Origin of the sequence: Kribbella sindirgiensis (assembly GCF_004331435.1) — a bacterium.
GTDB lineage: Bacteria > Actinomycetota > Actinomycetes > Propionibacteriales > Kribbellaceae > Kribbella > Kribbella sindirgiensis.
In genome coordinates this window covers 757,006-781,636 of sequence record NZ_SJKA01000002.1, presented here as the reverse complement: position 1 = coordinate 781,636, position 24,631 = coordinate 757,006, and the positions used below count along the sequence as shown (strand labels likewise).

Sequence of the window (24,631 nt, the reverse complement as noted above, 5' to 3'; positions counted from 1 at the left end):
CGACCTCGGCGCCGACTACTTCACCCGCCGCAACCCCCAACGCACCATGCGCCACATCACCAACCAGGCCAACGCCCTCGGCCTGACCGTCCGCTTCGACCCCATCCCAACCTGACGCCAGCCCACCCCAACCACGTTCCGAGCAGCGTGTCACGTTCTTCTTCGTGTCAGTCACAAGAGCCGTTATTGCGTGTCTCCAGTCGCCAGTTCCTGTCTCCGGCCACCAGTTCTGCCCGGAGAGAGGTCGACAGCTTCCGGGTGCTGCGGACAGGGACCGCGGCTCCGGTGAGTTACGCGCGACGTGATGCGGCCAGGCCCAGGAGGCCGGCGGCGACCAGGAGGAGGGCGCTGGTGACGCCGAGGTCGTCGGTCTGGAGTACGCCGTTGTCGGTCAGCATCCAGATCGTGGCGCCCCCGGCCAGCACCGTGCCGGCCACCACGCCGGGCACGTCCGGCCGGGTCTTCCGGGGCTGCTGGTTCATCCGCGCTCCACCTTGATGCTGCCCAGCCTGAGGTCCAGGTCCAGGGTGACCTGCTGCGGGCCGGCCTTGCCGTCCGTGCCGAGGTCGTTGAGCTTGAGTTCGGCATTATGGCCGCCCCGGTGCTCGTTGAGGAAGGCAACGTCTCCCATCTCGGTCGACAGCGCGCCCTGCACGTCCACGTCCGGCGGGAGCTTGACCACGACCTCGCCGAGGCCGCCGTGCACCTCGACCTTGGCGCCCGGGCCGAACTTCGCCTGGGTCAGGTCCAGGCGCACCGACCCGGCGTCGAACTGGTAGCTCGTCCCGGTCGCGGTGATCGTCTGGCTGGCCGGCGCGACGTAGTTCGTGTCGGCGAAGTTCCGCGGCACCCCGGCGAACACCGTACTGGCGATCGCGCCGAGGGCCAGCAGGATGCCGAGCGGCAGCAGCGCCAGCGTGCGGCCGACGAACCCGCCGAGCAGCATGCCGCCGCCGAGCGTCGCCAGGCCGATGACCAGCATGGTCGCTGTCGGGGCACCGGCCAGCGCGGCGATACCGATCGCGAGACCGGTCAGTACGACGATGATCGACTTGATCCCGCGCATGCCCTTCGCGGGCGGTCCGGCGGGGGTGTTCGCGACCGGCGGGGCGCTGCCGGCCGGCTCGTCGACGTACAGGCCGAGGGGGTCGTCCTCGGTCCACACAGGCTGGACCGGTTCGACGGTGCGGTCCTGGGGTCGCTGTGTGGCCGAGGACGACGGACCCGCCGAGGGAGCCGACGGGCCGGTCTGAGGCGTGTACGCCGTGGTCTGCTGCGGACCGGCGTACGCCGAAGTGGCCGGCGGCACCGTGTCCTGGGGGCGCTGGCCAGGCGTGTTGGGCTTGTTGCCCTTCCGCTGCTTGGCGATCAGCCAGATGACGCCCACCACGATCAGCGGGCCGGGGATGAAGCGGCCGAAGTTGAACGACGACATCATCGCGATCGCCAGGAACACGCAGGCGCCGATCACGACCGGCCAGAACCACGGGTGGTCGGACCGGACCCGGTCGCCGAGCACGCCCTGCGCGGCGGAGCGGTCACTGCCCTCGTCGGGCATCAGGACCCAGGCGGCGATGTAGAAGATCACGCCCGGACCGCTGATGATCAGGACGGCCATCACCACGCGGACCAGCACCGGGTCGATGTTCAGCGCGCGGCCGATACCGCCGCAGACACCCGCGACCCAGCGGTCCGACCTGCTGCGCCGCCAGCTCTGGGGGTTCTGCAGGCGGTCGCGGTCGAACCCGGCGGGTCCACTCTGGTTCTGCTCCATGTCATCGATAGTCACACCAACCATTGGCGTGGAACATCGGGGATGGCCCCTGAGGACCCCCGGAGTCGCTGGAAATCGGGGTTCTCCCCTAGGCGACCCTGAGCCCGCCGGGCGGGCGCTGAGGAGGCGGCCGGGGACAAGCCTGCTGGTGTCGGGCCGGTCCACATGTGACGATCGTTGTGATGAGCCAGCCAGCAGCCGCGCCGCCGGGCGGGTCCTCCGCGAACGGAGCCCCACCCGAGCCGCCGCCTGGGCAGAACCAGGACCAGTGGCGCTTCAAGGGCTGGGGGCCGCAGGGCCCGGGGCAGTATCAAGGCCCGTACGCCGCCTACGCCGCGCGGATGGGCAATCAGCAGTACGCCGGTCCGGGGGCGGCTGCTGGACCGGCGCAGGCGTCCTCTCCGCGGGCGGTCTCCGACCCGCCGCGCCGGGCGTACCGGCGTACGGAAGGACGGGTCGTTGCCGGTGTGGCCGGCGGGATCGCGGACCACCTCGGCGTGTCGGACACCGTCGTACGGCTCGTGCTGATCGCGACCACGGTGTCCGGCGGATTCGGCCTACTGATCTATGCGGCGCTGTGGTTCCTGATGCCGCTCGCTCCGGAGACCGTGCCGGAAGCGCCCGGGCTGGCTGCGCATACGCGTAAAGGGCTGCGTACCGACGAACCGGCGCCGCCGGTCGCCGAGGCGAAGCAGCGGAAGCGGGAGAAGAGCCGCGGACAGCTGCCGGCGCTGGTGGCCATCGGCATCGGTCTGGTCCTGCTGCTGCAGGTCGCCGGACTGGGCATCGCCGGGAAGCTGTTCTGGCCGTTGGTGTTCGCCGCGACCGGTCTGGCGCTGATCTGGCGGCAGGCGGACGAGAGCCAGAAGGACAAGTGGGCGCGGGACGTCCGGGTCCCGATCATCGGCCTGGTGCTCGGCAAGGGCGGCTGGAAGTCGCTGGTCCGGATCGCCGTCGGTCTGATCCTGCTCGGCACTGCGGTCACCTTGTTCCTGGTGCAGAACGGCCGGCTCTCGATGGTCGGCGACGTACTGATCGCGCTGCTGCTCGCCGTCGTCGGCATCGGCGTCATCGCGGGGCCGTGGGTGCACCGACTGAGCCGCGACCTGAACTCCGAGCGCGCGGAACGGGTGCGTTCGCAGGCGCGCGCCGACATGGCCGCCCACCTGCACGACTCGGTACTGCAGACGCTCGCGCTGATCCAGAAACAGGCCGAGGACCCGAAGGCGGTGGCCCGGCTGGCGCGCTCGCAGGAACGCGAGCTGCGGTCCTGGCTGTACGACGAGGAACACGACGCCGACCAGACGATCGTCGGCGCGGCCAAGCAGGCGGCCGCCGAGGTCGAGGACTCGCACGGCGTACCGATCGAGGTGGTCACGGTCGGCGACTGCGACCTGACCGAGCCGCTGGCGTCGATGGTCCGGGCCGCCCGGGAATCGATGGTGAACGCCGCCAAGCACTCCGGCGCGGCGAAGATCGACGTGTTCGTCGAGGTCGACGGCGACCGGGTGGAGATGTTCGTCCGCGACCGCGGCAAAGGCTTCGACGTGGACGAGGTCCCGGACGACCGGCTCGGCTTGCGGCACAGTGTGATGGGCAGAATGGAACGGCACGGCGGACGCGCGACGGTGCGGTCCGATCCCGAGACAGGCACCGAAGTGCGACTGGAGATGGACAGATGAGCAGCAGGCGCGTTGTCGTCATCGACGATCACGACATGTTCCGGGCCGGGGTACGCAGCGAGATCGGCACCTCGGTCGACATCGTCGGCGAAGGAGCTGACGTCGACAGCGCGGTCAAGGCGATCGTCGGCGCCGAGCCGGACGTCGTACTGCTCGACGTCCACCTGCCGGGCGGCGGCGGTACCGAGGTGATGAAGCAGGTGCACCAGCGGCACCCGGACATCAAGTTCCTCGCGCTGTCGGTCTCCGACGCCGCCGAGGACGTGATCGGCGTGATCCGGGCCGGCGCCCGCGGGTACGTCACCAAGAACATCTCCGGCACCGAACTCGTCGACGCGATCAACCGCGTCGCCGAGGGTGACGCGGTGTTCTCGCCGCGGCTGGCCGGGTTCGTGCTGGACGCGTTCTCGGGTGCCATCGACATCGCGTCGGTGGACGAGGACCTGGACCGGCTGTCACAGCGGGAGCGTGAGGTACTGCGATTGATCGCGCGCGGCTACGCGTACAAGGAAGTCGCCCGCGAACTCTTCATCTCCGTGAAGACCGTCGAAACCCACGTCTCCTCGGTCCTCCGCAAACTCCAACTCTCCAACCGCCACGAACTGACCCGCTGGGCCACCGACCGCCGCCTGGTGTAATCGCCTAGTGGGACTCTGGGGTCCATTCGCGGCGGAGGAGGCCGTAGACCCAGGAGTCGGAGACGTCTCCGTTGACTATGCAGTCTTCGCGGAGGGTTCCCTCGCGGACGAAGCCGAGTTTTTCGAGGACGCGGGCGGAGGCGAGGTTGCGGGTGTCGGCCTCCGCTTGGACACGGTTCAGGTCCAGGGTGTCGAAGGCCCATCGGAGTACGCCGCGGGCGGCCTCCGTCGCGTAGCCGTGGCCCCAGGCCGCCTCGTTGAAGCAGTAGCCGAGGGACGCGCTCCGGAAGTCCGGATTCCACTGGCTCACGCTGCACCAGCCGAGGAATTCCCCGTCGGAGGCACGGTCGATGGCCACGCGGGCGCCCGTACCCTCCTCCGCCATCGTCCGGCACACGGCGACGAACCGCTCGGCGCGACCGCGCTCAGTCCACGGCGGCGAGTCCCAGTACCGCAGCACATACGCGTTGCTGTGCAGCGCGAACAGCGCGTCCGCATCCGCGTCGTCGAACGGACGCAACCGCAGGCGATCGGTGGACAACGTCGGCGTAGGCAGCAGCACAGGTATCTCGTTTCGTCGGACTCGGTCGCCGACCAACCAAGCACCTGACGCCGCCCCTCGACAAACGAGTTTCCAGCCCGACCCCGCGTCAGTGCACCTCGCGCACCATGACGCAGTTGCCCAGGCCCTTGGGCCGGTCGTAGGTGAAACCCTCGCGCTCGTACATCGTGCGGGTGCCGTTGTAGAGGAACGACGAGTTCTTCTTCCGGACCCCGCCGGTGTCGTGCGGGTAGCCCTCGACCACGCCGCCGCCGGCCTGCGCGATCAGCTCGACAGCTCCGCGCAGGGCGATCGCCGCCAGACCCCGACCGCGATAGCTGCGCTCGACCAGGATGCAGGTGACCCGGTAGTCGGGCAGTCGCTCGGCAGTGGCGACGTACTCCTTGCGGTGCTGGATGTTGGGCAGTTCCTCGGGCGATCCGTACTCCGCCCAGGCGACGGCCCGATCGCCGTCGTAGACCAGTGCCGCGTGCGCGATCCCCTCGGCCACCAGACGTTGCTTGAGCGCCCGGTTCCCCTCCGCGCTCTGGCCCTTCTCCGCGCAGTCGGGGTGGAAATGCGTACACCAGCAGCTGGCGAACATTCCCTTGTTCCGCTCGACGAGCGCGGCGAAGTCGTCGAACGTCTCCGGCGTGAGCGCTCTGATCGTGACGTCGGACATACCGCCAACGTACCCCCGATTCCGGACGTTCTGCGTCCGCTAACTCGACGCTCCTGGGGTTTACCGGCCGGAGGAGGTGTAGGGGAGGAGGGCCATTTCTCGGGCGTTCTTGATGGCTCGGGCTACTTGTTTTTGTTGCTGGACCGACAGGCCGGTGACTCGGCGGGAGCGGATTTTGCCGCGGTCGGAGATGAACTTCCGGAGCAGGGCGGTGTCCTTGTAGTCGATGAAGGTGATGCCGTCGCGGTCCAGTGGGTTCTGCTTCGGCTTGCGCTTGCCGGTGGGGACCGGGCGTCGGGCCATGACGGCCTCCTTTGTTGAATGTCGTTTTCAACTAGCGTAGCGCAACGTCTCATCGGTGGCGCGATTTGGCCAGGGCAGAGATTCGCCACTCCGATCCTTCGGTACGGGCTTGGTGACTGATATACCGTCGACTCTTATGGAGCGGAATCTCACAGCCGATCAGCTCGCGCTCTTCGAGAAGGAGTTCGCGTCGAACCCGCAGTACCGGGTGATGCAGAACGCCGTCACGCAGACGCCGGTCAACAGCATCGCCCTGGATCGCCAGGTCGTCACGTCGATGGACCACTCGGTGTCCAATCTGCTGGACGACTGGAAGGTCACCAATCAGAAGAAGAGCGGGCGGTGCTGGCTGTTCGCCGGGCTGAACCTGCTGCGCGCCGGCGCGGCCGACAAGCTCGGGGTCAAGGACTTCGAGTTCTCCCAGAACTACCTGCTGTTCTGGGACAAGTTCGAGCGTTCGAACTTCTTCCTCGAGGCGATCATCGAGACCTCCGAGCGGGACGCCGACGACCGGACGGTCGCGCACCTGCTGTCGGACCCGATCGGTGACGGCGGCCAGTGGAACATGTTCGTCGCGCTGGTCCGCAAGCACGGCCTGGTGCCGAAGTCGGCGATGCCGGAGACCGAGAGCTCGTCCGCGACCGCGCAGCTGAACGACGCCCTCCGCAAGCTGCTCCGCCAGGGCGCGCGCGACCTGCGGGCGCTCGACACCGACGACGCACGCCGCGACCGCAAGCGGGAGATCCTGACCACCGTGCACCGGGTGCTGAGCATCCACCTCGGTACGCCGCCGCAGAAGTTCCTGTGGCAGTGGAAGGACAGCGACAAGGGCTTCCACCGCGACGGGTGGACCACGCCGACCGAGTTCGCGGCGGCGTACGTGCAGCTGCCGGTCGACGAGTACGTGTGTCTCGTGCACGACCCGCGGGAGACCAGCCCGGTCGGGCGGACCTTCACCGTCGACTTCCTCGGCAACGTCATCGACGCGCCGCCGGTGGTGTACCTGAACGTCGAGATGGATCTGATCAAGCAGCTCACCCAGGACGCGATCGTCGGCGGCGAGCCGGTCTGGTTCGGCTGCGACGTCGGCAAGCAGATGAACTCCGACCTCGGCTTCTGGGACGCCAAGCTGTACGACTACGGCGCGGTGTACGACACCGAGTTCACGCTGGACAAGGCCGAGCGGCTGGTGCACCACGAGACGCTGATGACGCACGCGATGCTGTTCACCGGCGTCGACTTGGTGGACGGCAAGCCGCGCCGCTGGCGGGTCGAGAACAGTTGGGGCGACGAGAAGGCCGACAGCGGCTTCTGGACCATGAACGACTCGTGGTTCGGCGAGCACGTCTTCGAGGTCGCCGTACGCCGCTCCGCGCTGCCGGCCGACCTGCAGTCCCGCCTGGACGAGGCCCCGATCGTCCTCCCCGCCTGGGACCCGATGGGCGCGCTAGCCGATCAGGCCTAGTGCTTCAGCAGGCCTCTCGAGGGTCGGCAAATGGCCGGCCCACGGGAGGTGGATGTGTTCCGAGCTCGGCAGGCGGTCGGCCAGGTAGGTGGCGCTGTCGGTGAAGAAGGTGAAGTCGTGGGCGCCGGTGATCAGGCGGACCGGGGCGGTGATCTTCTCGGGTTCGACGGGCCATTCCTCGTTGTCCACGTCGCCGGCGGCGAGCTGTACGTCGTACGCGTGCCGCTGCATAGCCCGCAGCAGTTCGCGGGCTTCGGCGTCTGCGTCCGGGCCGATCCAGCGCCGTACGGTGAGGTCGGTCGCGCCGTCGACGTCGCCGGCTTCGAGCAGCGCGTTCTCCTCGGCCCACAGCGCCCGCAGTTCGTCGTCCGGCGGCACGTTGTCCGTCGGCGCGCAGAGCAGCACCATGCGCGAGAACAGCTCGGGCCGACGGCTCGCCACCTGCTGTACGACGTATCCGCCGTACGACGCTCCGACGGCGATCACGTCCCGCGCGCCGACCTCTTCCAGGAGCGCGAGCACATCGCCCGCGTCGGAGTACTTCGGCTCGAGCGGCGTCTCGCCGTACCCGCGGAGGTCCAGCGTGATCACCCGATGGGTCGACTGCAGCTCCGCCACCTGCCGGGCCCACATCCGGCGGTCTGCCACGCCCGCGTGGACCAGCAGGAGATCCGGGCCGTCCCCGGTCACGTCATGAGAAATCGTCATGGCTGCACCCTCCACGGCCTGACCCGGAGGGAGCAAATTGATTAGAGACGGACGACCGTGAAGGCTTCGGCGTAGTGGTTGGCGGGGTAGCCCGCCGCTGTGGCGACGGCGGCGAAGTTGCGGCGGATGCCGGTGCGGAGGCCGTCGGGGTCGCGGTGCTGGCTGGTGTGTGACATCAGCGCCGCCAGCTTCTGGTCGAAGGTGTCGGTGATGTCGACGTAGTGGTTCGCGACCGGGTGGTCCATCATCCACAGCTCGCCGACCTCCCACGCCTCCTCGGTCAGGTCCGGGTACGCGTACGGGTTCCCGGCGGCCGGGTAGAAAGCGCGCACCGTCGCCTCGGCGGCAGCCATGTGGTCGGGGTGGGAGACCTGCAGCCGGTGCCACGAACGCTCGGGTGACTGCGTGAGCAGCCGCTGCGGCCGCACCTTGCGGATCACCTGGCTGATGTCGCGGACCAGCTCCGCGGTCGGCTCGACGGACCCGTCCTGGTACCCGAGGAAATGCAGCTCGCGGACCCCGACGTGCTGCGCGGCGGCGGTCTGCTCGGCCCGGCGTACGGCGGGAATCTCGGCGCGATCCCGATCCGGCTCGAAACCGCCGGCCTGCCCGTCCGTGACGATGCAGTACTGGACCTCGATCCCGGCCTTGGTCCACAGCGCGACCGTGCCGGCGCCGCCGAAGTCGATGTCGTCCGGGTGCGCGACGACCACCAGGATCCGCTCGATCTCGTCGTCCGGTCGCGGATTCGCCTCAGGCACGCTCACAGCAGGACCCTAACCGCCCGCCGGGTTTGCCCGGGCAGGCACAGTGGACTCATGGAGTTCGGTGGGGTCTGCGACCCCCAGGACGCCGGCTTCGACCCCGACCGCCTCGCGGAGGCGATCGGACTGGTCGAGGCGCGTGGTGGGGTCGCGCAGTTGTGCGTCGTCCGGGACGGCCGGACGGTGGTCGACCACTCCTTCGGGTGTTCACCGAACGCGTTGTTCTGGCTCTTCTCCGCAAGCAAGCCGTACGTCGCGATCGTGGTCCATCAGCTCGTCGAGTCCGGGCGGCTGCATCTCGACGACGCGGTCGCGGCGTACTGGCCGGAGTTCGCGCAGCACGGCAAACGCGAGATCACGGTCCGCGAGGTCCTGCGGCACCGGACCGGCGTCCCGAACGCGGGCTCGTACGTCGGCGAGGTCCGCGCGATGACCGACTGGGACCGCGCGATCCACCGCATCGCGGAGGCCAAACCGCGCTGGCCGATCGGGACCGTCGGGTACAGCCCGCTGGCGTTCGGGTTCATCCTCGGCGAGGTCGTACGGCGTTGCAGCGGGACACCGATCGACGAGCTGGTACGGCGTTCCGTGCTGGAACCGCTCGGTGTCGTGGACACGTACCTCGGCCTGCCCGCCGAGCTCTGGGACCGGCATGTGCCGATCCGCGCGTCGGGTCCGCTGGGGCCGTTCATCCAGTCCGTCGTGAACCGCCGCAGTACGCGCGAGGCCGTCGTACCCGCTGCCGGGATCTCGGCGACCGCCCGCGACCTGGCCGCGCTCTACCAGGCGTTGCTGGAGGGCCGGCTGCTGCGGCCGGAGACGCTCGCGATCGCGCTCGAGCCGACCAGCGAGGGTGAATACGACCCGGTGGCGCGGGCGCCGGTCCGGTGGTCTCAGGGCTTCCAGCTCGGCGGGCCGCGGTGGATGGAGGGGGCCGTGTCGTCCTTGGGCTCACTGAGCAGCCCGCGGGCGTTCGGCCACAACGGAAGCAACTGCTGTATCGGGTGGGCCGACCCGGATCGGCGGATCGCGTACGCGTACCTGACCAACCGGGTCGGCCGCCCGCAGCCGGACCTCCGCCACCACGCCGCGGTCGCTGACGCGGTGCTCGCAGCCGCTGACCTTTGATGGGTTGACGTCCAAGATGCAGGGTTTGCGCACGGGATCCGGGGCGCGAACCCTGCATCTCGGACGCCCACCCACCGGAGGTTTACGTCAGCACGGGCACCGCCGTCCGCGCGCTGATCACCAGGTCGACGATGCCGTACTCCTTGGCGCCTTCCGCGGTCAGCACATGGTCGCGGTCGGTGTCCTGGCGCAATCGCTCGATGGACTGGCCGGTGTGCCGTGCCAGGATCTCCTCGACCTGGCTCCGGACCCGGACCACCTCGTCCGCCTGCAGGATCAGGTCCGGGATCGTGCCCTGGCTACGGCCCGCGGGCTGGTGCAGTACGACGCGCGCGTGCGGGAGGAGCGCCCGGCGCCCCGCCGTACCGGCCGCGAGCAGCACCGCGCCGGCCGAGATCGCCTGCCCGACGCCGTACGTCGCTACCGGCGACTGGATGTACTGCATGGTGTCGTAGATCGCGAGCATCGCGGACATGTCGCCGCCGTCGCAGTTGATGTAGAGGTTGATCTCCGCCTCGGGATTGTCCGTCTCCAGGTGCAGCAGCTGCGCGATGATCGCGTTCGCGACCCCGGAGTCGATGCCCGTCCCGAGGTAGATGACGCGCTCGGTCAGCAGATGCGAGTAGACGTCCATGATCCGCTCGCCGCGCGGGTGCTGGGCGATCACGTTCGGGATCGTGTAACTGCTCATGCTGCGGCCGCCTTCCTGGGCATGACCTGGTCGAAGGACTCGACGATGTGGTCGATGAAGCCGTACTCGCGGGCCTGGTCGGCGGTGTACCAGTGGTCGTGCCGCGAGTCCTCGTGCACGACGTCGAACGGCTGCCCGGTGTCCTCGGAGATCAGCCCGAGCACGGTGTCGCGGATGTGCCGCAGGTCGTTGGCCTGGATCTCGATCTCGACGGCGGACCCGCCGATCCCGGCCGAGCCCTGGTGCATCAGGACGCGGGCGTGCCGCAACGCGTAGCGCTTGCCCGGCGTACCGGCCGACAGCAGGAACTGCCCCGCGCTGCAGGCCAGCCCGATCGCCAGCGTCGACACGTCGCACGGCACCAGCCGCATCACGTCCCGGATCGCGAGCATCGACGGCACCGAACCGCCGGGCGAGTGGATCCACAACGCGATGTCGGTGTCCGGGTCCTCGGCCGCCAGCGACATGATCTGGCTGGCCAGCAGGGTCCCGTTGTCGTCGTCGAGAACCCCGTCCAGGACGACGATCCGCTGCCCGAGCAACCGCTGCCGCGCGGTCTCGTTGAACATCGGCGGTTTCATGTCTTCTGCCATGTCATCCACCCTGACGCGGCGAACCGCGCCGTCCCAGCTTTTCTGCTGACGGCAAGTCTGCCCACAGCGAAGCCGTTCCTGTGGCAATCTCCTGCGAGTGATGTTGACTGACGAACTGTCAGAGCAGGAGCGGGCGCTGCTGGAGCTGACGGCCACGCCGGCCGCGACGCTGCTCGGGGCGGTGTCGATGATCCTTCGTACGACGTTGTTCAGCGAGGACCCGGCCGCCTGGGTGGACATGTGGGCCGCTCGCCCCGACCTCGCCCGCCTCGAGTGGATGGACGGCCCCGAGCTCGCGGACGTCGTCGCGCACCTGGCGGCGAAGGACTACGAGGGCACGATCGAAGGCGTTCCCGGCCTGCGCGTCACGTCGTACGACGACCACAACGCGAAGCTGCACTGGCTCGGCACGACCACTCCGGTCACCCTCCATCTGACGCGCCAGCAGTCCTAGCGTCCTGCGCTGCAACTTCGCGACGGCGTGTGGGGAGTCCTACCCTCCCGGATCGGGCTGTAGCGCTCCCCAGTCCTGGTGGAAAGCCTCCCCAAACCGGTTTGGGGGGGAGCGGGGGCGTCAAGGAGGGCTGGTTCGGGGAGCTGGTTCCAAGGGGTGTCAGCGCGTGATCGGACTTATGCCGCGGACTTCTGGCGTGGGACGCTGGAGAACGCGGGCCAACAACTCGCTGAAGCCGGCGGGGAACGTGTGACCGAGTCCCGGCAGCCGCTCGATCGTGAACCCGGTCAGCTGATCCGCCGCGCCGTCGACGACCGCCAGCAGATCGTCGTCGGTCCCGATCCAGATCGTTGCCGGTGACAACTTCTCGGCCGTCGCGTCCGGGAGTTCACGCAGCGCGGGGGCGACCGCGAGTACGCCGGCGACCGGCGTCGGCCGGCCGCGGAGCGCCCAGTCGATCGCGACCCGCCCACCCGCCGAGAACCCCGCCGCGATCAACGGCAGGTGTTCGACCTCGGCGGGCAGTTCGGCGAGGGCGCGGGCGATGTCCGCGCGCGCGTGCTCGGGATCCGGCCAGGTGCGGTACATCGGCGACATCCGCCGCGACGACTGCACACAGACCAAGGCGTACCCGAGCTCCAGCACCCCACTCCAGTCCCGCCGAGCATGCCCCGCTCGCTGTCCCGCGCCATGAAGCGCCACAACAACCCCGACCGGCTGCCCGTCCGGCAGGGCGACGAGAGGTGGGACCGGGTCGTCGGCCACTCTGGCCTCTGACAGCTTGATCAGTTCGCGGAACGCGGGACGGTCCTGCAAAGCCTCCAGGTCGTCGTCCACCAAGATCTCGGGCGCCCACCACGCACCCGCCGTACTCGCGTCCAGCAGGACCTGCATCGCCCCGTCGGCGTCACCGTCCGCGCCGAGCATGCAGGCCCGCACGTGGGCGAGTTCGGCGGCCCACGCCTCCAGGCCGGTGCGCTCCGCGGCCAGCAGGTCCGCGGCGGCGCGGTAGTGGTGGTCGTTGTACAGAACCTCGACCCGGTCCACCAGGTCGTCGTACCGCAGCTCAGAGGCGTCCATGGGGTTGATCCTCGCAGTCCGGGACGCGCGCTTCGAACCCGTTTTCGGAAAGTGTCCGGGGGAGCGCCTAAGGTGTTGGGTGATGACTACGCTGTTTTCGCCTGATGAGCTCCCGGTGCCGCTGGAGGAGTCGAAGACGTCTCGGGCCGACCCGGATGCGCTGCTCGAGGGACTGAACCCGCAGCAGCGCGCCGCGGTCGTGCACGCCGGGAAACCGCTGCTGGTGGTCGCCGGTGCGGGCTCGGGGAAGACACGGGTGCTGACCCGCCGGATCGCCTACCTGCTGGCGGCCCGCGACGCGCACCCCGGCTCGATCCTGGCGATCACGTTCACCAACAAGGCCGCCGCGGAGATGCGCGAGCGGGTGGTGGACCTGGTCGGCCCGCGGGCGAAGCTGATGTGGGTCTCGACGTTCCACTCCTCCTGTGTGCGGATCCTCCGCCGCGACATCAAGCGGTTCGGGATCAACTCGACGTTCTCGATCTACGACGACACCGACTCGCGCCGCCTGATGACACTGGTCTGCCGCGAGCTCGACCTGGACGTCAAGCGGTACAACCCGCGTGCCGTGCTGAACTGGATCAGCACCCAGAAGAACGAGCTGATCGACCACGAGACCTCCGCGGCGAAGGCGGAGAATCATCTCGAGCAGACGTACGCCGAGTGCTACCGGATCTACCAGGAGCGGCTCGCCCAGGCGAACGCCCTGGACTTCGACGACCTGCTGATGACCACGGTCAACCTGCTGCAGGCCTTCCCGGAGGTTCGCGAGTACTACCGGCGCCGTTTCCGCCACGTGCTCGTCGACGAGTACCAGGACACGAACCACGCGCAGTACACGCTGATCCGCGAGCTCTGCGGTGAGGACGACCCGAACTCCAACGGCCCGACCGCGCCGGCCGCCGAGCTGATGGTGGTGGGCGACTCCGACCAGTCGATCTACGCGTTCCGCGGGGCGACGATCCGCAACATCCTCGCGTTCGAGGAGGACTTCGCCGGGGCCGAGACGATCCTGCTGGAGCAGAACTACCGCTCCACCCAGACCATCCTGACCGCGGCCAACGCGGTGATCAGCCGGAACGAGGGCCGCAAGGCGAAGAACCTCTGGTCCGATCAGGGCCAGGGCGAGCAGATCGCGGTGTACGTCGCGGACAACGAGCACGACGAGGCGCAGTTCGTCGCCGACGAGATCGACCGGCTGACCGACGCAGACGGGGTGAAGCCGTCGGATGTCGCGGTGTTCTACCGGACCAACGCGCAGTCCCGGGTGTTCGAGGAAGTCTTCATCCGGACCGGCCATCCGTACAAGGTGGTCGGCGGCGTCCGGTTCTACGAGCGCAAGGAGGTCCGTGACGCGCTCGCGTACCTGCGCGTCCTGGTGAACCCCGAGGACACCGTCTCGCTGCGCCGGATCATGAACGAGCCGAAGCGCGGGATCGGCGACCGGGCCGAGGCCGCGATCGAGGCGCTCGCCCAGCGGGACCGGATCTCGTTCGCGCAGGCGATGCGCCGGGCCGAGGACGCCCCGGCGATGGCGTCACGCTCGGTGAACGCGGTCCAGGCGTTCGTCGACATCCTCGACGAGCTGACCGCGATGGTCGACTCGGGCGCGCCGCCGGACGACATCCTCGACGTCGCCCTGCACCGCTCCAACTACTACGAGACGCTGCAGAAGTCCCCGGACCCGCAGGACGAGACCCGCCTGGAGAACCTGGACGAGTTCATCTCGGTGGCGCGTGAGTTCGTCGAGGAGCGGACCGCCGCCGGCGAGGCCGCGGACCTGCAGGCGTTCCTGGAGCGGGTCGCGCTGGTCGCCGACGCAGACCAGATCCCGGACGCGGCCGACGACGGCGGCGTGGTCACGCTGATGACGTTGCACACCGCGAAGGGCCTGGAGTTCCCGGTCGTGTTCCTGACCGGTATGGAGGACGGCGTCTTCCCGCACTCCCGGTCGCTGACCGACCTGAAAGAGCTCGAGGAAGAGCGCCGGCTCGCGTACGTCGGTATCACGCGGGCCCGGCAGCGACTGGCGATCTCCCGCGCCGCGGTGCGTTCGGCGTACGGCGCTCCGCAGCACAACCCGCCGTCGCGGTTCCTGGAGGAGATCCCGGCCGAGCTGCTCGACTGGCGCCGCGACGAGTCGGCGATCACGCGCTGGTCCGGCACCGGGACGACCCGCGGCAGCGGGATCCCCAGCCGGTACGAGCCTGCCCGCCGGACCGCGTCCGACAAACCGGTGATCAGCCTCAACCCAGGCGACCGGGTGGTGCACGACAGCTTCGGGATGGGCACCGTCGTCGTGGTCCGCGGCGAGGGCCAGCAGGCGCAGGCCGACATCGACTTCGGCTCGGAAGGCGTCAAGCGGCTCCTGCTGCGGTATGCACCTGTGGAAAAGATCTGAGTCCCCGGGTCGTCTACGCCGTCAAGGAGCCTGATTCTCCCGGCGGTGGGATTCGGGTGCAGGCGCGTCACGTCGAGCTGTTGCGTGCGGCGGGGATCGACGCCGCGCTGTGGTTCCGTACGCCGGGCTACCGGCTGCCGTGGTTCGAGACGACCGCGCCGATCCTCGGGAACGATCATCTCGAGCTGGGCGCCGACGACCTGCTCGTCGTACCGGAGCTGTACCTGCTGCCAGGTGTGGATCCCGCGCCCGGCGTACGGAAAGTGATCTTCAACCAGAACCACTTCCTGACCTTCTGGTCATGGCGCGACACCACCGGGTACCCGGGCTGGGACCCGGCGCCAGAGGTCTGGGCCGTGTCGCAGGAGAGCCATGACGTCCTCGGCCGCCTGCACCCGGAACTCCCGGTCCGCCTGGTGCCCAACCCGATCGACACCGACCTGTTCCGGCCCGGCGCCCGCTCGCGGCAGATCGCCTGGATGCCGCGGCGTCGCCCGCTCGAGGCCGCGGTCCTCGAACGCCTGCTGCGGAACGATCCACGAGCCGACGGCATCCACCTCGCCGTACTCGCGGAGCTCACCGAGAGCCAAGTGGTGGAGGCGCTCGGCCGGACCTCCGTGTTCATCGCACTGGGGATCTCCGAGGGATTCGGCCTGCCGGTCGCGGAGGCGCTCGCCGCCGGTTGCCTGGTCGTCGGGTACCCGGCCGGTGGCGGCGAGGAACTGTTCGAGGCGCCGGGCACGTGGCGGATCGACGACGCGCGGCCGCACCTGCTCGCGGATCGAGCCCTGGAGCTGGTCGACGTACCCGCGGACGATCCCGTCCGTGCCGCGGCGCGGGACTGGATCACGGAGCGTTACTCCGCGGACGTGACCGCCAAGGCCCTGCTCAGCGCGGTCGAGTCGGCGCGGAAGCTGCCGGGTCGCGCCGGCGTCGCCACCCACCCGATCGTCTGGCCCGACGATCCGGTCGCCGCCGCGGAACGCGCCCATCCGTGGCGACCGTGAGCAGATCGACGTGAAGCTTTCGGGAGTTTGCGTTGCATCTGACCCCGAGATTGAGACAATCAAGGATCTTCGGCCCCTCCCGGAAGCGCCCCTCATGTCCAAGTCGTCGGCCAGTAACCGCCGGATCATCCTGGCGGGAGCGAATCCTGGCCTCCGGCTGTTCGACGAGCACGGCAAGGTGACGGCGTACGCGTCGATCTGGATGGTCGACTGGTCGATCCGCGGCTCGGGTACGGCGGTCGTGCTGTGGTTCGACGGGATCGTCCGCGTGGTGTCCGAGGACGTCGATCTCGCCTCCTGGCTGGAGCAGTACTTCGTCCGCTCGTTCCTCGAGGTCCAGGGCCTGCCGTGGCACGAGCCCGCCGTCGAACGGGACCTGGTCCAGGTCTCGATGAACCTGGCCGACGGTTTGAGCGCCAAGGCCGCGGACATCCAGATCGAGATGAGCGGCGTCCTGGACCGGCGGTTGTTCGCGACCGACAACTTTCAGCTTGCCGACGGCAACCACAGTCTGAGCCTGGTGATCGCCCCGGTCCGGTCCGCGACGGTGTCGATCGGCGGCGCCTCGGTGCCCGGTTTCGTCCAGGTCGACGGCTCACCGGACAAGCCGGGCTCGTCAGCATTCCTCACCACCGCCGAGGTCTGGCAGCGCTAAGGGCGCCCTAACCCAGGCTGAACCAGTTCTCCATCCGCTCGACAGCCCGCTGGTCGCCGCCCAGCACCCGCTGGAGCCTGAGCAGGTACGCCGCGATCCCGGCCGCGCCCTGCATCCAGCCGACGCCCGGCGGCAGCAGCGGATCCTCGTTCCGGTACTCGACGAACCGCCAGTACCCGTCGGGGTAGGCGTGCTCGACCAGCGTGTCACCCATCCGTACGGCGAACTCCAGGTCCTGCTCGTCGCCGTCGCGGTGCCACGCGTCGAGGAACGCGTCGCCGACTCCCGCCGTACCGCAGCAGCGGCCGTCGTTGTCCCAGAAACCCGGATGCAGCCGCTCGGGGATGCCGGAGTACCGGACGCCGTCCAAACACCGGCGACGCCACGTCTGCGGCGTCTCACCGGCGATCTCCGGTACGTCGGCGTACTCGAGCGCACTGAACGTCGCCAAGGTCCCAGCCCCGCCGTGGCACCAGTTGAACGTGTACTCGTCGCCGTGCCGCTCCGTCCACGGAATCACCCGCGGCACCCGGAAACCCTTGTCGTCGTTGATCCCGAGCGTCACCAGATGCTCGGCCCCGCGCCGCGCCACGTCGACGAGCTCAGGTCGCCCGAGTTCCACGCCTGCCACCGCGAGCACCGCCGCGATCCCGGCGAGACCGTGCGTGAAGTTCGGCATCTCGGTCGGCTCGTCGTCGGTGCGGAACCGGCGGGACACGAACTGCCAGTTGACCCCGGTCGGCAACTCCTCCTGTTCGCCGAGCAACAGATCCGCGGCCCGATGCGCGAGCGCGGCGCCGTCCTCGCCGTGACGCGCGGCCCACAGGGCCCCCATCAGCAGCGCGCCGGTGCCCAACGTGGCGTCGTTGGCGACCGCGCCCGGGCGGTACTGGTCACCGTCGAGGAAGCTCTCGTGCCAGCCGTTGTCGGTCGCCAGTTCGAGCGCTCGGGCGAGCGCGCTCCCGGCGCCGGGCTGGTCGAGTGCGGTGAACACGCCGATCGAGCTGACCAGCCCGTCGAAGAACGTGCTGCATGTGGTCGTCGGGATCGCCGCACGGAGCCGATCGGCGATCCCGACGACCAACGACTGCTCTGCGGACGTCCAGTCTCGCGTCAGCCGGATCTCGGCAAGCACATGCGCCAGCCCACCGATCCCGCTGTGCATCCCGTCGGGGTACTTGTCCGGGGTGTCGCCGTCACCGACTTCGGGGATCCAGGGGCCGTCGTCGTCCCACCGGACCTGGCCCATGACCCAGCCCCAGGCCGTTTCGCCGATCTCGCCGTACGTCATGGCCGGGCGTTCCGGAGCCGGATACCGCTCCACTCGAGGGTGCTGGCGGTGACCGCGGCCCAGAATTCGTGCAGCCGCCGCATGACGCGCAGCTGGATCCCGGCCTCCTCGTGCAGCGCGAACAGATCGCCGACCCGTTCCGGCGTACTCAGGGGCCGTACGTCGGTGGTCGCGACGACGGCGGCGTCGTGCTCGACGAAGGCGTCGGCGGGAAGGCGGTAGGCGTACAGCTCGACGGAGCGCATCGCGTCCAGCCAGCCGTACTCGACGGCGTGGACGCGGGAGCCGGAGCCGGCGCCGATGATTCGGTCGCGGTCCTCGGAAGTGGTGTTCGGTCCGACCCAGGCCATCGCTCGTGGGCATTGGCGGGGGAACCAGTAGTCCGGCGCGCGGTCGTGGCCGACGGCCCAGACGTACGCCGTGGCCTGCTGCGCCGTTTTCGCGACGTGCGGCCGGAAGATCTCGATCGACGGATCTTCGGAGAAGTGCAGAACCTCACCAGCTGCCGGGCGCATGCCCGCAGCTTAGTCAGGCGAGTGTCAGGGGTTGAGACCGCAGTGGTTGCGCAGCCACGGCATCGGGTTGATCGGCTCGCCGCCGTCCGGCCGGACCTCGAAGTGCAGGTGCGGGCCGGTGGTGTTACCGGTCATCCCGACCGCGCCGACCTGGTCACCGGCGTACACGGTCTCGCCGACCTCGACGCTGAACTTCGACATGTGGTTGTACCAGGTGACGGTGCCGTCCTCGTGCCGGACCTGGACCTGGCGGCCGTACGGGCCTGCCCAGTCGGCGAAGATCACGACGCCCTTCATCACGGCGCCGATCCGGGTGCCCATCGGGGCGGCGAAGTCGGTGCCGGTGTGGTTGCGGGCCCAGCGGCTGCCGCCCTGCCCGAAGGTCGCGGTGATGTGGTAGCCGGAGAGCATCATCTCGCAGCGGGTGGCGGACTCGCGGGCCTTCTGCTCGGCGGCCTCGGCCTTCGCCTTCGCGGTGGCCAGTGCGCTCGCGCGCTTCGCGGTCAGGGCCTGGGTGGCGTTCAGCTTCGCGGCGCGGGCCTGAGCGAGCTTGGCGGCCGCGGACTGCTTCTTGGTGGTCGTCGTGTCGGCCAGCTGAACCCGGGAGGAGTCACGGGTGGCGAGCTGGCGCGCCTGGATGCGTGCCGTGGTGATACCGGACAGCTGCTGCCCACTGTCCAGGCTGAGCGCGGCGAGGTTCACCGCGGAGTTGGCCTGGGTCGGTGACGCCAGCGAGCTGTGGCTGAAGCCGACAGCTCCGGCGGCCGCGGCGAGCGCAGCGGTCAAACCGACGATCTGGGAGCTGCTGGGGGTATTACGCCTGGCGACGCGATGCTTGGCACTGTGACGTCCTGCGCCGGGTTTGCGCGCAGCGTTGCCGGGCGTGACGCGGTCTCCCGCGGCACGGTGCTGGGACACAACGTGGCCTTTCGGTCACAGGGGAGGGGCTAGGGGAGAGCGGAGGGGGAAGCTCTCTCCTCCTCTCGGGGGGTTTATTCCCCGGGAGGACTCACAGACCATAACGGAAGGGTCACGGGGTGACAAACCCCGCCACCCACTTTTCCGCGGCTCCTTCACGAAACCTTTGCATGAGCCGCTGCACGTGCATCCGCCCGAATCGCCCAGAAAGCTTCCCGATCAGGCAGTTTTGGGTTCTTCGTCGTCCAGGTGGGCCAGTACGCCGGTGATGCGGTGCACGACCTCGCCGTGGAACGGCAGGGACAGGTGGCCCACGCCGTGGACCCGGACATTACTCGCCAGCAGGTCGGGGTGCCCGATCCGGGCCCGGCGCTGCGGCACGATCAACTGGTCGACGTCGCTGTAGAACGCGACGAACCGGGTCCGGCAGTCCGGCGCCGGCTCGGCCAGCTCCGCCATCAGGTCGCTGTCCGGCCGCACCTGCTTCACCAGCGGCCACGGCAGCAGCTTGGCCGCGAGCGTGCCCTGGTGCGGCGTCCCCAGCGTGACGCAGCTGTGCACGCGGGCGTCGCCGCCGAGTCGCTGGATGTAGTACCGCGCGATCAGCCCGCCGAGGCTGTGCCCGATCACATGGATCTGGTCGGACCCGGACGCCTCGCAGATCGCTTCGATCTCCCGGCCCATCCGTTCCGCGGTACGGCGTACGTCCAGCGTCAGCGGTGAGTACGAGAACGTGTGGATGCTGCTGAACCCGCGGCGCACCAGGTGCCGGCGCATCATCGCGAAGACCGTGTGGTTGTCGATGATCCCGTGCGCGAGCAGGATCGGCGTACCGGCCGCCTGGATGTCGCTGACCAGCAGGCCGCGCTGCACCGGGCCGAGGCCGGTCAGGTTCAGCCGCGCGGGAAGCGCGGGCGCACTGCTGACGAGGCCGAGCGGGTACATCGCCAGGTGTGTGGTCAGCCAGCCGAGCTCGACCGCCGCGCCGTGCAGCACACGGGGCGAGAGCGCGGAGCGGGCGCCGTACGCGAGTCCGTCCAGTGCGCCGCGGACATCGTCCTGCCAGGAGCCCATGCGCGCCTCCTCACCAAACCAGACCCCCCGGTGGTCCGATCACTTTCAACGGTAACCGGTTCCCGTTCGGCGTGTGGGCGAACACACGCCGCCGTGTCTTATCCGTGAGGAACGGCAGCGGTTAGCCTGCCCACATGTCTGCTACGAGCCCGTTGCGCGTTGTCGTCGCCAAGCCCGGTCTGGACGGTCATGACCGTGGCGCCAAGGTCGTCGCCCGTGCCCTGCGGGACGCCGGCATGGAGGTCATCTACACCGGGCTGCACCAGACCCCGGAGCAGATCGTCGAGACCGCGATCGCCGAGGACGCCGACGCGATCGGGCTGTCGGTGCTGTCCGGTGCGCACATGACGCTGTTCAAGCGGGTCCGCGAGTTGCTGACCGAGCGGGAGGCCGAGGACATCGTGGTGTTCGGCGGCGGCATCATCCCGGACGCCGACCTGCAGCCGCTGGCTGAGCTCGGCGTACACAAGATCTTCACCCCGGGCGCGACCACCACCGAGATCGTCGAGTGGGTCCGCGGCAACGTCGGCGACGCGTCGGCCTCGCCCGCCTGAGGGACTGTCCGGGAGGCTTCCGGAGTGGCGCATCCGCTCCGGAGCGTGATGGCGACTGCCTGGAGTCGTTCTGAACGCTCTTGCCCGATTCAGCAAGGTTACTAATCGGTAATACCGAATCGTTAGGAAATGCCCGGTTGTGCGGGCTTCCCAAACGCGGTCGCATACAGCCATGCGGCTGTCCGTTTCAGAGACCGCCGAGCAGGACTGTGTGTGTGGCTCAGAACACATCGGCCCCGTTCTCGGTTACTGTCCGGACATGGCGGATCGCAGTGCGGTGGGGGTCTGCGATCAGCCGGGCCGGACCAAGCGATACGTCCCATCGGGAGAGGGCAGGTAAACGATGAGGTTTGAACGATCACACACACGTAGGGCGGTCGCGCTGACCGCCGTGGGCAGCCTGGTGCTGCTCGTGTCGGCGTGTGGTGGTGGAGACGACGGAAGCAGCGGCAGTGGCAGCGGGTCGTCGGGGGGCGCACTCGAGGGCCGCGGCCCGATCACGTTTGCCACCGGCAAGGACACCTCCGGGAACCTGACGAACCAGGTCGCGGCGTGGAACTCCCAGCACCCGGAAGAGAAAGTCACGGTGTCGGAGCTGCCGGAGTCCGCGGACCAGCAGCGGGCCCAGATGATCCAGAACGCCCAGATCAAGTCGGACGCGTTCAGCGTGCTGAACCTCGACGTGGTCTGGACCGCCGAGTTCGCCGCGAACCGTTGGGTGACCCAGTTGCCCGAGGACCAGTTCCCGGACCTCGGCAAGCTGCTGCCGTCGACGGTCGACACCGCGAAGTACCGCGACAAGCTGTACGCCGTCCCGGTCACGTCGGACGGTGGACTGCTCTACTACCGCAAGGATCTGCTCGACAAGGCCGGCGTACAGCCGCCGAAGACCTGGGCGGAGATGAAGGCCGCCTGCGACAAGGTCAAGGCGCTGCCCGAGGCCAAGTCGATGAGCTGCTACGCAGGCCAGTACGAGAAGTACGAGGGCCTGACCGTCAACTTCTCCGAGGCCGTCAACGGTGCGGGCGGTGTGGTCGTCGGTGACGACGGCAAGCCGAACGTGGACACCCCGGAGGCCCTGGAAGGGCTGAACTTCCTGGTCAACGGGTTCAAGACCGGTGAGATCCCGAAGGCCGCGATCACCTACCAGGAGGAGCCCGGCCGCCGGGCGTTCCAGGAAGGCAGCCTGATCTTCCACCGCAACTGGCCGTACGTGTACGCGCTGGCGAGCAAGACCGACGGCTCCTCGAAGATCGCCGGCAAGTTCGCGGTCGCGCCGCTGCCGGGTCTGAAGGGCCCGGGCGTGTCGACCCTCGGCGGGCACAACTACGCGATCTCCGAGTTCGCCAAGAACAAGGCGACCGCGGCGGACTTCATCAAGTTCATGTCCAGCGAGGAGCGTCAGAAGGCGAACATCGAGAAGACCTCGCAGGCGCCGACCTGGGCCTCGCTGTACGAGGACGCCACGCTGAACAAGCAGTTCCCGTACCTGGCCCCGCTGAAGGCCTCCATCGAGACCGCGAAGTCGCGGCCGAAGGTCGTCAAGTACGGCGATGTGACGACGGCGATCCAGGAAGCGGCGTACGGCGCACTGTCCGGCACCACGCCTCCCAAGGACGCGCTCAGCCAGCTGCAGACCAAGTTGAGCACGCTCATCACCCAATGACCGAAGCGGCGGGGCCGGCGCGTAGCGACACTGCTGCGGGCCGGCCCCGCCCCGTCGATGCCCGCTGAAGGCGGGCAGAGTGAAGGAGGCAGAGGTGAGTACATCCGCCCCGGTCGCAGAGCGACCGGCGAAGCCGGAGAACAACAAGCCTCGGCGGCAGACCTCGTTCAACGAGGGCACCGGGCGGCTGGCGGCGATGTTGCTGTCGCCCACCCTGATCGTGCTGGTCCTCGTGGTCGTGTACCCGATCCTGTCGGCGTTGCGCGAGTCGCTCTACCAGAGCGGCCAGCGGGTCGACGCGGACGGCTTCATCGTCCAGGGCTCGGAGTTCGTCGGGCTGGACAACTTCGCCGCGATCTTCCAGGGCGAGACCGCGGATCGATTCTGGAACGCTTTCTACAACACCACGTTCTTCACCGTCACCTGCGTGGTCCTGGAGACCCTGCTCGGTGTGGCGATGGCCCTGGTGATGCACAAGGCGTTCAAGGGCCGGGGGATCGTCCGGGCCAGCATCCTGGTCCCGTGGGCGATCCCGACAGTGGTCTCGGCGCTGCTGTGGAAGTGGATCTTCCAGGCCGACGGCATCGCGAACGCGATCCTCGGCACCCAGGTGCTGTGGTCCACCGAAGGCTGGCAGTCGGTGCTGTCGGTGATCATCGCCGACACCTGGAAGACGGCGCCGTTCATCGGCCTGCTGGTGCTGGCGGGCCTGCAGACCATCCCGGACGAGGTCTACGAGGCCGCGAAGGTCGACGGCGCGAACCCGTGGCAGACGTTCACCCGGATCACGCTGCCGCTGGTGAAGCCGGCGCTGCTGGTGGCGGTGCTGTTCCGGATCCTCGACACGTTGCGCATCTTCGACCTGCCGTTCGTGCTTGTCGGGCCGAACAAGTCGTCGGTGGAGACGCTGTCGATCCTGGCGTACCTCGAGGCGAACCAGACCCGGTACGGGCCGGCCGCCGCCTACGCGACCTTGCTGTTCGTCTACGTGGCGCTCGTGGCGTACATGTTCGTGAAGGTGCTCGGTGCGGACGTGATCGGTGAGGCCCGTGCGAAGACGCCCAAGAACAACAAGAAGAGCGGCGGGCGCCGCGACAACAAGCTCGAGCCGGGTGCGGCGGCGGGCGCGGCGACCGGTAGCGTCACTGCCGGTGGAGGAGGTGTCTGATGGCCGTCGCTGAGAAAGCTCCGAAGGTGGTCGACGTCAAGGCCGCCGAGGCGCCCTGGTACCGCCGGTGGCTGCCGCTGATCGGTGTCGGGATCATCGTCCTGTACTGCCTGCTGCCGTTCTACTGGATGATCGTGTCGGCCCTGCGCCGGCCGACCGACCAGTTCGACAACTCGATCATCCCGAGGCATTGGTCGTTCACGAACTTCACCGACGTGTTCAAGGCGGGCACCGGGTTCGGCCGCGGTCTGCTGAACAGCCTGATCGTGGCCGGCACGGTGACGATCCTGACGCTGGTGATCGGCATGGTGGCGGCCTACACGCTGGCGCGACTGGACTTCAAGTTCAAGAACTTCGTGCTGGCGATCATCATCACCACCTCGATGTTCCCCGGGATCTCGCTGGTGATCCCGCTGAAGAAGCTGTTCAGCGACATCGAGTGGATCAACACCTACCAGGCGATGATCGTGCCGAGCCTGTCGTTCGCGCTGCCGCTGGCGGTGTGGAACCTGACCGCGTTCTTCCGGCAGATGCCGCGGGAACTCGAGCAGGCGGCGATGGTGGACGGCTGCACCCCGGCGCAGGCGTTCCGCAAGGTGATCATCCCGCTGGCGGCGCCCGGTGTGTTCACCACGGCGATCATCACCTTCATCGCGGCGTGGAACGAGTTCCTGATCGCGCTGAGCATGGTGAACAAGAAGGAGTTCCAGACCGCGAACGTCGTCATCTCCCAGTTCACCGGTACGTCGGGCCGTGACCAACCGTTCGGCAGCCAGATGGCCGCCGGTGTGGTGGTCACGATCCCGCTCGTGATCGCCGTACTGCTGTTCCAGCGCCGTATCGTCGCCGGCCTCACGGCAGGTGGCGTGAAGTGAACTG

26 protein-coding genes are annotated in these 24,631 nt (G+C 68.8%); 12 read left to right on the top strand and 14 right to left on the bottom strand.

Annotation, left to right across the window (positions count from 1 at the left end):
* Positions 1–290: 290 nt before the first annotated feature.
* Together E0H50_RS08410 and E0H50_RS08405 are read right to left on the bottom strand one after the other, a co-directional pair.
* Positions 291–482, bottom strand: coding sequence for a hypothetical protein (locus E0H50_RS08410; RefSeq protein ID WP_131286015.1), 192 nt, complete (start codon positions 480–482; stop codon positions 291–293).
* The gene (locus E0H50_RS08405; RefSeq protein WP_131286014.1) at positions 479–1,774 is read right to left on the bottom strand and encodes a PspC domain-containing protein; all 1,296 of its coding nucleotides are present in this window, start codon (positions 1,772–1,774) and stop codon (positions 479–481) included. The genes E0H50_RS08410 and E0H50_RS08405 overlap by 4 nt, the downstream gene beginning before the upstream one ends.
* A 182-nt stretch (positions 1,775–1,956) precedes the next feature.
* On the opposite strand from E0H50_RS08405, the gene E0H50_RS08400 reads away from it, so the two are divergent.
* Together E0H50_RS08400 and E0H50_RS08395 are read left to right on the top strand one after the other, a co-directional pair.
* Positions 1,957–3,456, top strand: coding sequence for an ATP-binding protein (locus E0H50_RS08400; protein ID WP_131286013.1), 1,500 nt, complete (start codon positions 1,957–1,959; stop codon positions 3,454–3,456).
* Positions 3,453–4,094 carry a response regulator gene (locus tag E0H50_RS08395; RefSeq protein ID WP_131286012.1) on the top strand — a complete coding sequence of 214 codons (642 nt, stop codon included), beginning with the start codon at positions 3,453–3,455 and terminating at the stop codon, positions 4,092–4,094. Before E0H50_RS08400 ends, E0H50_RS08395 begins: the two co-directional genes overlap by 4 nt.
* 4 nt (positions 4,095–4,098) lie before the next feature.
* Here the strand turns inward: E0H50_RS08395 and E0H50_RS08390 are convergent, their stop codons facing one another.
* From E0H50_RS08390 to rpsR, 3 genes are all read right to left on the bottom strand, one after another.
* Positions 4,099–4,656 carry a GNAT family N-acetyltransferase gene (locus tag E0H50_RS08390; RefSeq protein ID WP_165547035.1) on the bottom strand — a complete coding sequence of 186 codons (558 nt, stop codon included), beginning with the start codon at positions 4,654–4,656 and terminating at the stop codon, positions 4,099–4,101.
* Between the two features lie 88 nt (positions 4,657–4,744).
* Positions 4,745–5,317: a GNAT family N-acetyltransferase gene (locus tag E0H50_RS08385; RefSeq protein ID WP_131286010.1), complete on the bottom strand. Its 573-nt coding sequence runs from the start codon at positions 5,315–5,317 to the stop codon at positions 4,745–4,747.
* A gap of 60 nt (positions 5,318–5,377) precedes the next feature.
* On the bottom strand, positions 5,378–5,620 hold the full coding sequence (gene rpsR, locus E0H50_RS08380) for a 30S ribosomal protein S18 (RefSeq protein ID WP_130382967.1): 243 nt from the start codon (positions 5,618–5,620) through the stop codon (positions 5,378–5,380).
* A gap of 136 nt (positions 5,621–5,756) precedes the next feature.
* Here rpsR and E0H50_RS08375 point away from each other — a divergent pair, with 136 nt between their 5' ends.
* Entirely contained in the window at positions 5,757–7,085 is a 1,329-nt protein-coding gene (locus E0H50_RS08375; protein WP_131286009.1) for a C1 family peptidase, read from the top strand.
* On the opposite strand, the gene E0H50_RS08370 is transcribed toward E0H50_RS08375, so the two are convergent.
* Both E0H50_RS08370 and E0H50_RS08365 read right to left on the bottom strand, forming a co-directional pair.
* Positions 7,068–7,793 carry an alpha/beta fold hydrolase gene (locus E0H50_RS08370; RefSeq protein WP_131286008.1) on the bottom strand — a complete coding sequence of 242 codons (726 nt, stop codon included), beginning with the start codon at positions 7,791–7,793 and terminating at the stop codon, positions 7,068–7,070. The genes E0H50_RS08375 and E0H50_RS08370 overlap by 18 nt on opposite strands.
* 41 nt (positions 7,794–7,834) lie before the next feature.
* The gene (locus tag E0H50_RS08365) at positions 7,835–8,560 is read right to left on the bottom strand and encodes a PIG-L deacetylase family protein (RefSeq protein WP_131286007.1); all 726 of its coding nucleotides are present in this window, start codon (positions 8,558–8,560) and stop codon (positions 7,835–7,837) included.
* Positions 8,561–8,611: 51 nt separating this feature from the next.
* On the opposite strand from E0H50_RS08365, the gene E0H50_RS08360 reads away from it, so the two are divergent.
* Positions 8,612–9,685 carry a serine hydrolase domain-containing protein gene (locus tag E0H50_RS08360; RefSeq protein WP_131286006.1) on the top strand — a complete coding sequence of 358 codons (1,074 nt, stop codon included), beginning with the start codon at positions 8,612–8,614 and terminating at the stop codon, positions 9,683–9,685.
* 82 nt (positions 9,686–9,767) lie between these two features.
* Here the strand turns inward: E0H50_RS08360 and E0H50_RS08355 are convergent, their stop codons facing one another.
* Both E0H50_RS08355 and E0H50_RS08350 read right to left on the bottom strand, forming a co-directional pair.
* Positions 9,768–10,376, bottom strand: a complete 609-nt coding sequence (locus tag E0H50_RS08355; protein ID WP_131286005.1) for a ClpP family protease — start codon at positions 10,374–10,376, stop codon at positions 9,768–9,770.
* Positions 10,373–10,969 (bottom strand): ClpP family protease, encoded by a 597-nt coding sequence (locus E0H50_RS08350; RefSeq protein ID WP_131286004.1) that lies wholly within the window; start codon positions 10,967–10,969, stop codon positions 10,373–10,375. Before E0H50_RS08350 ends, E0H50_RS08355 begins: the two co-directional genes overlap by 4 nt.
* Before the next feature lie 100 nt (positions 10,970–11,069).
* Between E0H50_RS08350 and E0H50_RS08345 the strand changes: the two genes are divergently transcribed.
* Positions 11,070–11,423, top strand: coding sequence for a hypothetical protein (locus E0H50_RS08345; RefSeq protein WP_131286003.1), 354 nt, complete (start codon positions 11,070–11,072; stop codon positions 11,421–11,423).
* A gap of 159 nt (positions 11,424–11,582) precedes the next feature.
* Here E0H50_RS08345 and E0H50_RS08340 read toward each other — a convergent pair whose 3' ends face one another.
* Positions 11,583–12,503, bottom strand: a complete 921-nt coding sequence (locus E0H50_RS08340; protein WP_131286002.1) for an alpha/beta hydrolase — start codon at positions 12,501–12,503, stop codon at positions 11,583–11,585.
* Positions 12,504–12,585: 82 nt separating this feature from the next.
* Between E0H50_RS08340 and pcrA the strand changes: the two genes are divergently transcribed.
* The 3 genes from pcrA to E0H50_RS08325 all read left to right on the top strand — a co-directional run bounded on the left by pcrA (position 12,586) and on the right by E0H50_RS08325 (position 16,566).
* A complete protein-coding gene (pcrA, locus tag E0H50_RS08335) occupies positions 12,586–14,904 on the top strand; it encodes a DNA helicase PcrA (protein ID WP_131286001.1) in 2,319 nt (772 codons plus the stop codon).
* Between the two features lie 56 nt (positions 14,905–14,960).
* Positions 14,961–15,911, top strand: coding sequence for a glycosyltransferase (locus E0H50_RS08330; protein ID WP_131286000.1), 951 nt, complete (start codon positions 14,961–14,963; stop codon positions 15,909–15,911).
* 94 nt (positions 15,912–16,005) lie between these two features.
* Positions 16,006–16,566, top strand: coding sequence for a hypothetical protein (locus tag E0H50_RS08325; protein ID WP_131285999.1), 561 nt, complete (start codon positions 16,006–16,008; stop codon positions 16,564–16,566).
* A 7-nt stretch (positions 16,567–16,573) separates the two neighbouring features.
* On the opposite strand, the gene E0H50_RS08320 is transcribed toward E0H50_RS08325, so the two are convergent.
* The 4 genes from E0H50_RS08320 to E0H50_RS08305 form a co-directional block, all read right to left on the bottom strand.
* Positions 16,574–17,890 (bottom strand): lanthionine synthetase LanC family protein, encoded by a 1,317-nt coding sequence (locus tag E0H50_RS08320; RefSeq protein WP_202868053.1) that lies wholly within the window; start codon positions 17,888–17,890, stop codon positions 16,574–16,576.
* A complete protein-coding gene (locus E0H50_RS08315) occupies positions 17,854–18,372 on the bottom strand; it encodes a DUF6886 family protein (protein ID WP_131285998.1) in 519 nt (172 codons plus the stop codon). Before E0H50_RS08315 ends, E0H50_RS08320 begins: the two co-directional genes overlap by 37 nt.
* Before the next feature lie 24 nt (positions 18,373–18,396).
* Entirely contained in the window at positions 18,397–19,158 is a 762-nt protein-coding gene (locus E0H50_RS08310) for a M23 family metallopeptidase (protein ID WP_131285997.1), read from the bottom strand.
* 351 nt (positions 19,159–19,509) lie between these two features.
* Positions 19,510–20,364, bottom strand: a complete 855-nt coding sequence (locus E0H50_RS08305; protein ID WP_131285996.1) for an esterase/lipase family protein — start codon at positions 20,362–20,364, stop codon at positions 19,510–19,512.
* A 134-nt stretch (positions 20,365–20,498) separates the two neighbouring features.
* On the opposite strand from E0H50_RS08305, the gene E0H50_RS08300 reads away from it, so the two are divergent.
* From E0H50_RS08300 to E0H50_RS08285, 4 genes are all read left to right on the top strand, one after another.
* Positions 20,499–20,918, top strand: coding sequence for a coenzyme B12-dependent isobutyryl CoA mutase small subunit (locus E0H50_RS08300; RefSeq protein WP_131285995.1), 420 nt, complete (start codon positions 20,499–20,501; stop codon positions 20,916–20,918).
* Between the two features lie 343 nt (positions 20,919–21,261).
* Positions 21,262–22,584, top strand: coding sequence for an ABC transporter substrate-binding protein (locus E0H50_RS08295; protein ID WP_131285994.1), 1,323 nt, complete (start codon positions 21,262–21,264; stop codon positions 22,582–22,584).
* A gap of 196 nt (positions 22,585–22,780) precedes the next feature.
* Positions 22,781–23,752: a carbohydrate ABC transporter permease gene (locus tag E0H50_RS08290; RefSeq protein WP_131286071.1), complete on the top strand. Its 972-nt coding sequence runs from the start codon at positions 22,781–22,783 to the stop codon at positions 23,750–23,752.
* Complete coding sequence (locus E0H50_RS08285) at positions 23,749–24,627, top strand: carbohydrate ABC transporter permease (RefSeq protein WP_420323239.1); 879 nt, start codon at positions 23,749–23,751, stop codon at positions 24,625–24,627. Before E0H50_RS08290 ends, E0H50_RS08285 begins: the two co-directional genes overlap by 4 nt.
* Positions 24,628–24,631: the final 4 nt, after the last annotated feature.

Bases quoted from the DNA above. Each gene is read 5' to 3' on its own strand.
- E0H50_RS08345 (WP_131286003.1), top strand. From the start codon at position 11,070: ATGTTGACTGACGAACTGTCAGAGCAGGAGCGGGCGCTGCTGGAGCTG.
- E0H50_RS08410 (WP_131286015.1), bottom strand. From the start codon at position 482: ATGAACCAGCAGCCCCGGAAGACCCGGCCGGACGTGCCCGGCGTGGTG.
- E0H50_RS08305 (WP_131285996.1), bottom strand. From the start codon at position 20,364: ATGGGCTCCTGGCAGGACGATGTCCGCGGCGCACTGGACGGACTCGCG.
- E0H50_RS08300 (WP_131285995.1), top strand. From the start codon at position 20,499: ATGTCTGCTACGAGCCCGTTGCGCGTTGTCGTCGCCAAGCCCGGTCTG.
- E0H50_RS08400 (WP_131286013.1), top strand. From the start codon at position 1,957: ATGAGCCAGCCAGCAGCCGCGCCGCCGGGCGGGTCCTCCGCGAACGGA.
- E0H50_RS08295 (WP_131285994.1), top strand. From the start codon at position 21,262: ATGAGGTTTGAACGATCACACACACGTAGGGCGGTCGCGCTGACCGCC.
- E0H50_RS08405 (WP_131286014.1), bottom strand. From the start codon at position 1,774: ATGGAGCAGAACCAGAGTGGACCCGCCGGGTTCGACCGCGACCGCCTG.
- E0H50_RS08375 (WP_131286009.1), top strand. From the start codon at position 5,757: ATGGAGCGGAATCTCACAGCCGATCAGCTCGCGCTCTTCGAGAAGGAG.
- E0H50_RS08325 (WP_131285999.1), top strand. From the start codon at position 16,006: ATGTCCAAGTCGTCGGCCAGTAACCGCCGGATCATCCTGGCGGGAGCG.
- E0H50_RS08360 (WP_131286006.1), top strand. From the start codon at position 8,612: ATGGAGTTCGGTGGGGTCTGCGACCCCCAGGACGCCGGCTTCGACCCC.
- E0H50_RS08355 (WP_131286005.1), bottom strand. From the start codon at position 10,376: ATGAGCAGTTACACGATCCCGAACGTGATCGCCCAGCACCCGCGCGGC.
- E0H50_RS08350 (WP_131286004.1), bottom strand. From the start codon at position 10,969: ATGGCAGAAGACATGAAACCGCCGATGTTCAACGAGACCGCGCGGCAG.
- E0H50_RS08290 (WP_131286071.1), top strand. From the start codon at position 22,781: ATGTTGCTGTCGCCCACCCTGATCGTGCTGGTCCTCGTGGTCGTGTAC.
- rpsR (WP_130382967.1), bottom strand. From the start codon at position 5,620: ATGGCCCGACGCCCGGTCCCCACCGGCAAGCGCAAGCCGAAGCAGAAC.
- E0H50_RS08340 (WP_131286002.1), bottom strand. From the start codon at position 12,503: ATGGACGCCTCTGAGCTGCGGTACGACGACCTGGTGGACCGGGTCGAG.
- E0H50_RS08315 (WP_131285998.1), bottom strand. From the start codon at position 18,372: ATGCGCCCGGCAGCTGGTGAGGTTCTGCACTTCTCCGAAGATCCGTCG.
- E0H50_RS08395 (WP_131286012.1), top strand. From the start codon at position 3,453: ATGAGCAGCAGGCGCGTTGTCGTCATCGACGATCACGACATGTTCCGG.
- pcrA (WP_131286001.1), top strand. From the start codon at position 12,586: ATGACTACGCTGTTTTCGCCTGATGAGCTCCCGGTGCCGCTGGAGGAG.
- E0H50_RS08370 (WP_131286008.1), bottom strand. From the start codon at position 7,793: ATGACGATTTCTCATGACGTGACCGGGGACGGCCCGGATCTCCTGCTG.
- E0H50_RS08385 (WP_131286010.1), bottom strand. From the start codon at position 5,317: ATGTCCGACGTCACGATCAGAGCGCTCACGCCGGAGACGTTCGACGAC.